The organism is Bartonella sp. TT67HLJMS (assembly GCF_042193375.1).
In the GTDB taxonomy this organism is placed as follows: Bacteria; Pseudomonadota; Alphaproteobacteria; order Rhizobiales; family Rhizobiaceae; genus Bartonella; species Bartonella grahamii.
Genome location: NZ_JBHILP010000018.1, coordinates 1 through 10837, shown reverse-complemented (window position 1 = coordinate 10837; position 10837 = coordinate 1). Strand labels below are relative to the sequence as shown.

Below are 10837 nucleotides of genomic sequence, written 5' to 3'. Positions count from 1 at the left end.
TTATGGTTATAGAAGCCGTAAGGATACTTTCATGCTTTAAAACTTCTACCTCTAAAGAAAACACATAAAAAGCTGCATACATGATGCAGCTTTTTTGCAAAATTTCCTGATTGCCATTTTGTATCATTGTCTCTCATATCAGATAACTTCGCCAGTCTATAATCCTTCAATACTCCCCTTTCAAAAAACATAAGGAGTTGCTCATCGCTGCAAATAGGCATTGTGCTTATTTTGAAGAGAGCTCTGAAAACTTCCTTTCTCAACTGATCATCAAGAAAAACTAGACAAAACGCGGGATATCCCATAAATACGCAGAAGGAAATTGTACCTTTAGCATCTTGGGGAGGAGCATTGTGGCAAAGAAAAAATCTATGATTTTCGTCCAAATGGGACTTTTCCTTGTTTTGGGCTTTAGCAGCTTTGCCGATGAAACGGCTCAAGTTACATTTGCTCTACACTTAGCAGAAAGCACAGCTTCTATTTCAATGCTGCTGTTTGCAGGGCTTATCGGGGCAATTTGTGCCGGACCAATTGCACCACGTCTCTTGCATCGCTTCCAACCAACACGAACAGTACCCATTGTTTTATTGTTTGAAGCATTCTTTATAGCCATAGCTGCAATCGCCAACCAATTTTGGGTTTATATTGCACTTTCTTTCGCACTAGGTTGTGCTGGTTCAATTTTTTGGTCCGCAATCCTCGTTTCCGTCCCAGAATTTGCAAACAATGATCAGCAACTAGATCGACTAAACCGCGTTATCCAAACAATTCGTAATCTTGGCTATATTGCCGGACCACTGCTAGGGGGTGTGTTGTATGGTCTATCGAACGGGCAAAAAGGATTGTTTGCGCTGTCAATCATGGTTCTTTTTGCCACCTTTATCACTCTCTTCTGTTTTAAAAGTTTAAAAATTCATGCGCAAACGACAAACACAGCGCAGCAAAGCAAAAAAGGGCTAGACTTAAGAGGTCTTTTGCGTAAAAAAAATGTTGTCTATGCTCTTTCTCCCCTCATCATTACCATCATCCTCACCTCTGCTCTCAACGTCTTATCGATTGTCCGCATTCGTACCGATCTCAACTTAAGCGCTGAAACCTATGGAGTGATCACAAGCATGGTAAGTCTTGGCCTCGTGGTTGGTCCACTCTGTTTCTCCAGCCTTTTTCATCGCTTTGGCAATGCCGCTGGTGCATCACTTGCCGCTGCAATCATTGGCTTTGCAATTTTCTGCTTTTCCCTCACACACATTGTGTGGCTGATGATGCTGTCATTTTTCATCCTTGGGAGTGCAAACGGTGTGCAAAATGCTCTAATGGCAAGTTTTATGATGAAAGCCATTCAAAAAGAACAGCGAAACAGTCAAATGCCCGCCTATCTCTTCATCATACAAACATCCGTATGCCTTGGCTTTCTTGGAGCTGGTTTTGTCCATGTTCATCATACCCAAAGCACACTGTTTATCATTGGCATCGCCACAATGATCGCAGGCATATTAGGTTTTATCTTGAACAGTGCCGTACAAAAAAAGGAACAGAGAGAATTTGAGAATGGTTAGTGGACTGGGCTGTTTGTCCAGCCAGCAAACAATGCCCCAAAAATGGCATGACAATCACCACCCGATCAAATCGTTGTATCTCTCATGCAACCCCATACCAACCCAATAGAATTTTGATAAACCACTCCTTAATGTAGAGCAACTAACAAGCCTCCCCAAAACTTGATATTTTAAAGTAAAAAAACGATAACATCATGCAACAAGATCCTATAGGCTTAAACTTTTACAATGGAACAGGCGGCTATGTGTGGCAACTGGCAGACTATATGCGACATGACTTGAATGAAAACATCCACACCTTTGCCTTACAAAAACCCACACCGACCATAGCAATCAATTCTTTTGCCGTTTATCCACGCAAATTAGCCCCCCTAGCACATATTCAATGGGCAAAAGATGTAAAAATAATAAAAAATAAACCAGCACTCATTAGCAAACGCCAAATTCAACCTATCACCGTTGTTTCCACCAAAAGCCGTGCTTTTGCTGGATTTGATTTGCTAACATTTGCAGCACTTCATAAGAGCTGTTCTGTTCAGTCCTTGAAAGAAATCAAACTCAATGGTTACCTTTTTGACGTGGACAGTCTTTTAATATCACTATTGCGACACGGTCTCATCAAAACAGATCAACAAGCCTTTTCAGAAAATGATGCAACGGCTCTTTTACGAGAGCCAACATATATTATCATAGATTCTTCTCTTGGCACTCTTGCCATTAATCAACTCAATGGGCGCACAATCCGGCTGAATGAAAAAACCAAACCTCTCTTGCAAAAAGCCACAACAGAAATGCATCTTCAACACCCCATAGAACAAACAACCACGTTTTTTATAAAAGCAGGAATGCTGCGATTGGTAAAATGATAAGGATCAAAAGATGTCCCTGATAAGACCCGATATGAGAACAGAAAACAGTGCTGAGCTTATTTACACGCTCATTCAAATGGCAAGACCGCACACAGTCATTGAAATCGGTGCGGGGGATCGTACGCGCTTGATTGCTAAAGCACTTCAAAAAGCGAAATTATCATGGCAACAAGATAAAAAGCTTTTAGAATCCTCCACTTGGGAAGAGCGCACAGCTTTGCTTGATCCTTCAGGAATTCCTGAAAATTACGAACCACAACTGATTACAATTGATGATTTTACAGCCAAAGGTCAATCAGCAGAAGAAGTATGGCAAGAACTTCTTAAAGATGGCATTAAAAAAGACACTGTAACATTTATCAATGAGAATTTCTTCTCTCTTGATGAAAGCACCCTCAAATCTTGGGGACCAATAGATTTTGCTTGGATCGATGCTGGAACTCCAGCAGATGATGTGCGATTTGTTATAACCCTTTGGGAACACATCACCGCTGGTGGTTATCTATGTCTGCATGAACCAACAATGACAACAACAATTGCTCTCAATGGGGCACAACGGGGTCAAAGTATCAGAACTCCTTTGTGGGAAGAAATTCTCTACCGGCTTGATGGCTCCTATGAGGCTTTAACACTCCCCGAAAACCACAAATATCGCCAAAGTGGTCTGGGGATTATTCGCAAACGCACCCCTACCGAACAAATTGTACGCGCACAATCGCTACAAGCAGAACTCATAGAAATCAATGAACTGCCCATTCGTAATGATCTTTTGCCCATGGGAAAAGAAACCCTTCGCAAACGCGATACCCGCAATTCACTGATCTCTGCCATGACCTCACCTACACTGCGCGCTGTTTATGCCGCCATTATCCTTGGTGCGAAAAATCTTTCCGAAGTCCTCAAACATGTCGATTCAGATGCGAAAAACATTCACAAATCCATCAATCGCCTTTTGAACCTCGGACTTATTCACAACACAACAGAAGGATTTCAAGCCGAAGAGACACTGTGGAAAATGCTAGAAAATAAACATGAGCGGAATAGGGAAAATTTAAGCGACCGCCATTTAGAAACAGAAGAGATGCTATCAAAAATTGCACAAGCCTTTCAGAAGCAAAAAATCTATAGCGAAACGGAAGTTTCCAAGATATGCAACCTCTTTACGATAGACTTTGCCCGATTACGACGCACTCTTGTTGAGAGGGGTTTTTTACAACGCCATGGAGGCAAATATCAACGCATGCGCTAAAAGAGAATTGAAAAATGTTAGCGAACTCTATCGTTTTTCTTCTATATTTCAAGAGAATGAATAACCTTCCACTAAAAAAATATAATTTCATTAAAAGGTTATAAAATCATTCATCTCATTCATATGTTGACAATCTATGGAGGGGTTAGTACATCCCCTTTATAAAGGATACAATGGAAAAGCAAGAATGCGGGGTGCCATTTGGTTATCAAATAGCATTAGAAACAGTCAAAATCATCAGGAGAAGATATGGGATCAAGGTCTCAATGATCTTACCGATTGTTGCGCAAACATCAGGAAACAGTGCTGTTGCTCAACCCAAATCATGCTCGATATTTCTAAAAACATCGTAGACAAAAAAATAACATTCTTGCAGTGGACTGGCTGGTAAATCAGGAAGGATACTATTTCAACGAAATGTGTACAGCGGAAACAGGGCTAATAAAACTTCCTCAAGAGATACAATAAAATGTATTTGATCATTTAACGACACTTCTATGGAAATTCCATGGGCAAAAATAAAATAACTTTTTTCATCTATAGCACAGTTTTTCTTTCTGAATTTTCCTTTTTCTTTGTACTCCCTCTGCTTGGAAACTCTTCTCTCATAACTGCTGCCAATGTTGCTTTTTATCTCGCTGGATCAGTAATCCTTGAAAGCATTCTCATGGTAACCACAACGGGTTTATTAGAAAGATTTTCGCGTAAACTCTTAATGGCTACCGCCTTTATTTTAAGGAGTAGCGCTTTTGTGTGCATTATCCTATCGCTCACACCTTCTGCATGGTTGATCTTTTTTACCTTAATGGCTTTTTCGAAAGCACTTTCCAAACCATTTTTGCGAGAAATTTTATCAGAACATCTCAAGGGAAGTGCTCTTAAGCGCGCATTAACCCTCTATTCATTTTTTCAAAACGCTGCGGTTGTTATCGCCCCTCTTGTTGCAACAAGTGCCATAAAGTACAATGCGTCGACCTTCTTAATGGCTTTTTTTGCACTCATTAGTTTGTATCTTTGTTTTCTATCTCTCAAAATTGTTTATCATTACCCCCATAAAACATTATCTCTTGAAAAAAACAAAAAATAAAGAATCCTTTTCTTTCTTCTTTAAAAACAATAATACATAATCGTTCTATTGCTTATTTGCTGGTCACGGCTTTGCTTTGTGCATTCCTCATGGGAATTTTCATCACCACCACAACACTTCTCAGTAAATTTGATAGCACTCTCGCTCCTTATAGTGGGATTTTCTTTTCAATTGTTGGCATCAGCATTTGTATCTGGCAGGGGGTGATCAATAAACATCTCACCCTTTCCGATAAAGCAACTTTTTATCTTCTCTGCTTTATGGGAAGTTTCTCCTCGTTTTTCCTCATAAGTGGGGTCTTTACCGCTGTGACTGCATTAGTTGCCTACAGTGTCTATGAATCTGTCATGGTTCCAGAGATATACTATCAAGCAGGGAAAACAACCGTATCTCTCTCTGCCAGTGTTCTTTTTAGTTATATTCTTGTTGTTTCAAATATTGGCCAAGCCGCCGGCTCATGGACAAGTGGATGGATCATCAGCCACTTCAACAATCATATCGCTTTCATCTTTTGCATGATTGTTTGTGCCTCCGCCTTTGCCTCTTGCCTTTGCCTCACGCAAACTAAAAAATAAGCAGCTTCCATGTCACATATCCTTTTTGAAAACCCATAGCACAATAAGAGTGCCTAAAACACTTCGCCATAAATCACTCAATTATGGGGAGTACACAACTCTGCGGCAAAAAAGCTCGAAACGGTCTTTAAAGATTGCTCTGTAAGCCCTATTGCCAATTGCCTCACAGCTTAAAGGATTATGGAGCGGATTTTTATTGGCACATGAAATTTGTCACCTTCTTAAAATAACATATTACCCATTTGCCTCTATAGTTGATCTTGAGACTTTGAGTTCAGCTATCGAAGAATTTTCTATCGATATCATTATATGCCTACCAAGTTTTGCGGATAAACTTATTACGATCTCTTGAGAAAAAATTAAAATCTCTCAAAAAAACCTATTTTCTCTTGGAGAAACCTTTCAAGCTTAAATCTGTGTTAAAAATAAAAGACTTTAAATCCCTGACTTAGGTATTAACCCCCTTAGCTTTACCACAAAAGAAACTGGTCCAATAGGATTCCAGTGTTCCAAGATTGCCAATGTTTTTTAGATAAACAGTAATGTTTACATCTTATCGGACACATTCAAGCGAAAACACATCCTGAAAATGATGCCTAAAAACAATGAATGAAGAGTATCCTTTTTTATCCTGATGATGCTTCATTACTTGAGCTCATCACAGGTGAGAGTGTTCATATTGCATAGGCTCAATCATATAACTGTGGAACACCACGAACATACCTTACACCTGAAAGGAAGAACACCAACCTTTTATAATATTATGGGCGCTTTAACTTCTATTCACGATTTAACAAATGTCTTGAATCTTCAAGGTTGTACTCTTTCGGCGAAAGACCATGCAACGCATTATCGTGAAAAAATTTGAACACGGGTGGATAGAGTTTTATTGTTCATTAATTCACCTGCACACCCTTAAAAGAAGCGCTCTTTTATCATCGCTCTCATCCTCTTATTTGATAAAAGAGAGTATCAATAAAGCGCAATTTTTCCATATTTGCTTTATGCGGAAATCTCAATTTATTCGCTCCTCAAGCTCTGAAAAAATCCCCCCCCCAAATAAAATCCTTTTTTCAAACTTCGCAATATCCTATAGTGCCTGATAGTGATTTAGTGGAAATTAAATAAGCTAAGATTGCAACTTCCCACAAGCGTTCTTGCGCTTGATTGTTATTGCCCCCATACGCGCTTTTTCATTTTTTTCAACGTCCATCAACAACAGTTGTCCTTGTCATAATCGCATTTTGAAGGGAATAAACAAACGATTTTTGCGGCTTTTTTCCCCAAATAATTCCCATGAAGAGAAGATAGAGATGCATTTTGTACTGGTGGAAGCCTCAACCTTTGACTTGGCTAGACTTATAGAGGCAGCAGAAACGCTCGCACTTCACTTACACCTCCTCACCCACAATAAAGATCTCTATTTTTATGAACTGGATTATATTAAAAGCGTGCATCTCAGTGTTATTGAACGCGATACATTTCATCATGCGGAAATGATAACCTATTGCAAAAATTTAAAAAACTGTAGTGGCATTCTCAATCTTACAGACACGTGGGCGACAAGTGTCAACGAAATCTCCGCCCAGTTGGGATATAAAACCCAAAATGCCTATGCGATAAATATCTGTAGAGACAAAGCTTGTTTAAGAAAAATCCTCTGTGAAAAAGGTCTCACAAAAGGACAAGTAACTGTTATTGAACGTGAGGCTTTCCAAGCCACACACGAGCTCTCCTATCCTGTCATTCTGAAAGACCCACAGGGAACAGACTCAAAAAACGTATAGTTTGCAGAAAATAAAACGGAATTTACCGCAATCATGGAATTTATAAAAAACCATACTTCCCTCAAAAAAAATCTCATTGAAACCTTCTTTACAGGCACACTCTACAGTGCTAAAATCATTAGCTATCGAGGGAAAACAAAGCTTCTCGCCCTCTCAAGCATGGTCATGTCAGACATGCCTGACTTTAAGAAACTTGCAACAGCTTTCCCTTAGACAAGAACATTGCGCAATTACAGGGAATAGAAGAGGGGATTAAAAATATCCTAGCAGCTGTTTCCTATCATGGGGGCTTTGCACATACGGAATTTATCATCACTGAAGGGGACTTCTTTAAAGTTGTTGAATAAATCCACGCTTAAGAGGCGTGCAAATTGGTGAAGCACTCTGCCAAACTTTTAACACCAATATCTACAAAGGATTTTTAGAATGTGCACTAGGAAGAAAACCTGAATTATTTCGAATAAGAACTGATCCCCAAACCTTTATCGGTCAAGTACTTGTCTATGCAAAACAACAGGTAAATTTCAGCAAATGCGCTTGCAACATGCAAGGAGCAAGCAAACTATTCTCTACCCATGTACCTTACAGGGAAAAACTCTGAATTTGAGAGACCAATCTGCATGCGCTGACATTTTATTGACCACAGGAACAAGTTCAGAAACGACTCTGTTAAATGCACTTTCTTAAGCAAAAAAGTAAATCTTGTGGTGGCAAAATAAAATGGTGCGTAAATTCTTCACTTTCAAGGCAAGCATAAAACTCATCCTCATAACAACTTTACTCAGCAATATTGGGATATTTATGGTTGTCCCTTTTTTGGCGATTTACTTAAATAAACTTAACTCTCTCAGTACAACAGAAGTTGGAATCATCATCGGAGTAGCTTTTTTATGCAAAAAGGCAGGCTCTCTCTTAGGAGGGGTGCTCTCCGATTATGTCCATGTAAAAAAAACAATGCTTTTAGGTCTAGCAACACGAATCCCTGGCTATCTCATTATTGGTTTTACGCATAATTTTTATATCCTCCTCCTCTCTTGCGCCTTCATTGGTTTAGGAAGCAGTCTATACACTCCTGCTGCGAAATCTTTTTTAGTAAGAAATGTTTCGAGAACTGAAAAAGTGGATGCCTTAGCAACAAGATCAGTCTTTGTTAATATGGGGGTTTCTATCGGCCCCTTGCTTGGAATGTTGATTTTTAAAATGCTCCCCTCCTTATTATTTAGTTTCGTTGGATTGATCTTTTTTTTATTATTTCTTCTGAACTGCACCTTAAAAGAAAGCTCTAATACTAACAAATTGGACAAAATAAATTTTTCTGATTTTAGAACGTTGCTCACCAACAAGACCATGCTTGGCGTTTCGCTTTTTATATTCTTGTTTACCTTTTTTTATATCCAACTCGAAAGCACCATACCTGTGTTCAGTGATCAGGTTTTTGGAGGAAGTGCTACTTCTTTTATTTTTGTCTTGAATGCTCTCATCGTGATCTTTTTCCAAATGTCTGTTTCCAAATGGGCATGTAAAGAAAACTCCAAAACGCCCAAAGTATTATCCTTTGTTTTGTTTGGAATCTCATTCCTCCTCCTCCACGCTCTTGAGCATTCTTATTTTTACCTCTTCTTCGCGATCATCCTCTTTTCCTTTGCTGAAATCGTGATCTACATACGCCTCGATTATGAGGCCACAAATATAGATGAACGCTTAATCGCTAGCACATTTGGAATCATGAGCTTGTCCAGTGCTTTCGGAGGCATGGCAGGAAGTTATCTTGGCTCCCTCTTCTACAACCAAGAATTTTTTGGATTATCGGTTTGGCAGATCTTGAGTATTGCCTCTCTGAGTACCGCCCTCCTCTCTCTCCTCACACTCAAAAATTCAGCAAAAAGGTAAGTTGATGAAAAAGCATTTTATCCTCTTCACCCCCCATCATGCCATGATTGATTGCACATCACTCAACGATATCGAGATGACAATTTCGGACAAGCCCCCCCCTCTCCACTTATATGAAGCAAGACTCTCTCTTTCTTTTTGCTTATCATAATATATCTTTTACGAAAAAAGATCATCAGCGCCATCCATAGCAAGAATAAACAGCCATAATCATCATAACATTGACGTTCTCATAACTTTTCCCCCAAAAGCTCTTCCACAAGCATCAGAATTGTCCAGACTTTAAAGGCTTAAAGCATTATCATGGAAAAACAATGGAACGAATACAAAAATAAATACGCAATGCATTTATTCCTTTCTGATCATGCAGAGTATTCTCTCAAATTTTCAAACATGCAAAGTGAGTTGACGACGAACAGACTCCTCGATAAACTCATCAAGATCAGCTTAACTGATAGCTTCATTTTGGAGGAAGAGGGGTTGTACACAAGAGAAGCATTTGGGGACCATCAGCACTTCCAATCACATTCATCCCCATATTAAAGCCATCACAAACGGGTGTTCATTCTCAAAGTCTGTGATTTATGGGGTAAAACCAACATTTTAAAGAGTATCTGTAGGGAGCATGATCATGCAAAAGGTGGATTCCTATACCAAATCAGAAAGGTATGTCATATATACCGTAATTATTTCCAGCATACTCCCCTTGCTGGACGGAAGCATTGTTAATGTCATCCTTCCTGACCTTGCTTTTTATCTTTCAGTAGAGGAAAATAATATACAATGGGTTGTAACATCCTATTTTCTTGCCACCGTGCCAGGATTGTTGATAGCAGCTTTTGTGCAAGGAAGAATAGGTATCAAAAGAACTTGGTTTCTTGCAAGCTTCATTTTTATGCTTGGATCACTGGGGGTAGGATTAAGCTATAATTTTCCAACCATTATATCTGCCCGTATCGTTCAAGGTTTCGGGACCGGTCTTTTGCTGCCCCTTAGCCAAACCATCATTGCCTTACAATTTGGACAGACACGAGTGCGCCAAGCCATGGGCACCATAGCCGTACCAACAGTTTTCGCTCCTGCCTTTGGTCCGCTGGTGGGCGCCTCACTTGCTCAGTATGTCTCTTGGCGTTTGTTATTTTTTATTAATATTCCGCTCATTTTATTGGCGCTCACCATTGGAGCTAAACACTTAAAGAGCAACGAAACAACAAAAACAAAATTTAACTTATTTGCATTTTTAGCGTTTTTCATATCGCTTATTTCGTTTTTTTATCTCACAGAAGCCAGAAATATAAAGAACAACACCTCCGTATATATCCTAGCACTTATAGCGGTGATATCTCTCATATTGTTCATTGTTTCTAATCAGAAAGCAAAAAACAAATTAATCGTCTTTAGCGGATTTCAAAATGCGCGCTACACATTACTCATGATCATGGGACTTGTTGCTTCATTTCTTTTTTATAGCTTCCTTGTTTATTTCCCACTAGCCGTTGCCATGGAACAAGCCCATGAAAATAGCCTTCTCATCATCGGCGCAGTCCTTGCTTTACAAGGGGTAGGTGCATGGATCGGAAGGAAATTTATTTACCAAAAATGGAAAGAAAAATCTCCCTTTTTCATGATAGGAATTGGTTTGGTGATATCAAGCTTTGGATTATTATGCTTCGGCTATAATATAAGCATGGATGGGGTTGGATTCTTGCTAAGAGGCATAGGGCTTGGCATCACCACCATTGTCTGCCTTTCCGCCCCTATCCAATATGTCAACAGTTTATACGTCAAAGATACAGCAGTTATCACACGCATATTACAGCAAAT

The 10837-nt window shown here is 39.4% G+C and carries 8 protein-coding genes; all 8 read left to right on the top strand.

Annotation, left to right across the window (positions count from 1 at the left end):
* Positions 1–353: 353 nt before the first annotated feature.
* Complete coding sequence (locus ACFIJQ_RS08535) at positions 354–1556, top strand: MFS transporter (protein ID WP_375629888.1); 1203 nt, start codon at positions 354–356, stop codon at positions 1554–1556.
* 194 nt (positions 1557–1750) lie between these two features.
* Positions 1751–2422: a hypothetical protein gene (locus tag ACFIJQ_RS08530; RefSeq protein WP_375629885.1), complete on the top strand. Its 672-nt coding sequence runs from the start codon at positions 1751–1753 to the stop codon at positions 2420–2422.
* A gap of 13 nt (positions 2423–2435) precedes the next feature.
* Entirely contained in the window at positions 2436–3674 is a 1239-nt protein-coding gene (locus tag ACFIJQ_RS08525) for a DUF2087 domain-containing protein (RefSeq protein ID WP_273788679.1), read from the top strand.
* A 508-nt stretch (positions 3675–4182) separates the two neighbouring features.
* Positions 4183–4761, top strand: a complete 579-nt coding sequence (locus ACFIJQ_RS08520; RefSeq protein ID WP_375629882.1) for an MFS transporter — start codon at positions 4183–4185, stop codon at positions 4759–4761.
* Between the two features lie 89 nt (positions 4762–4850).
* Positions 4851–5336 (top strand): hypothetical protein, encoded by a 486-nt coding sequence (locus ACFIJQ_RS08515; RefSeq protein WP_273788681.1) that lies wholly within the window; start codon positions 4851–4853, stop codon positions 5334–5336.
* A gap of 1313 nt (positions 5337–6649) precedes the next feature.
* Positions 6650–7123: a hypothetical protein gene (locus ACFIJQ_RS08510; protein ID WP_375629879.1), complete on the top strand. Its 474-nt coding sequence runs from the start codon at positions 6650–6652 to the stop codon at positions 7121–7123.
* A gap of 720 nt (positions 7124–7843) precedes the next feature.
* The gene (locus ACFIJQ_RS08505) at positions 7844–9013 is read left to right on the top strand and encodes an MFS transporter (RefSeq protein WP_375629876.1); all 1170 of its coding nucleotides are present in this window, start codon (positions 7844–7846) and stop codon (positions 9011–9013) included.
* Positions 9014–9644: 631 nt separating this feature from the next.
* Positions 9645–10837: MFS transporter (locus tag ACFIJQ_RS08500; protein ID WP_375629873.1), on the top strand; the 1193-nt coding region annotated here is incomplete at its 3' end.

Excerpts from the sequence above, each read along its gene's own strand:
- ACFIJQ_RS08530 (WP_375629885.1), top strand. The coding sequence starts at position 1,751 with ATGCAACAAGATCCTATAGGCTTAAACTTTTACAATGGAACAGGCGGC.
- ACFIJQ_RS08525 (WP_273788679.1), top strand. The coding sequence starts at position 2,436 with ATGTCCCTGATAAGACCCGATATGAGAACAGAAAACAGTGCTGAGCTT.
- ACFIJQ_RS08520 (WP_375629882.1), top strand. The coding sequence starts at position 4,183 with ATGGGCAAAAATAAAATAACTTTTTTCATCTATAGCACAGTTTTTCTT.
- ACFIJQ_RS08515 (WP_273788681.1), top strand. The coding sequence starts at position 4,851 with ATGGGAATTTTCATCACCACCACAACACTTCTCAGTAAATTTGATAGC.
- ACFIJQ_RS08510 (WP_375629879.1), top strand. The coding sequence starts at position 6,650 with ATGCATTTTGTACTGGTGGAAGCCTCAACCTTTGACTTGGCTAGACTT.
- ACFIJQ_RS08505 (WP_375629876.1), top strand. The coding sequence starts at position 7,844 with ATGGTGCGTAAATTCTTCACTTTCAAGGCAAGCATAAAACTCATCCTC.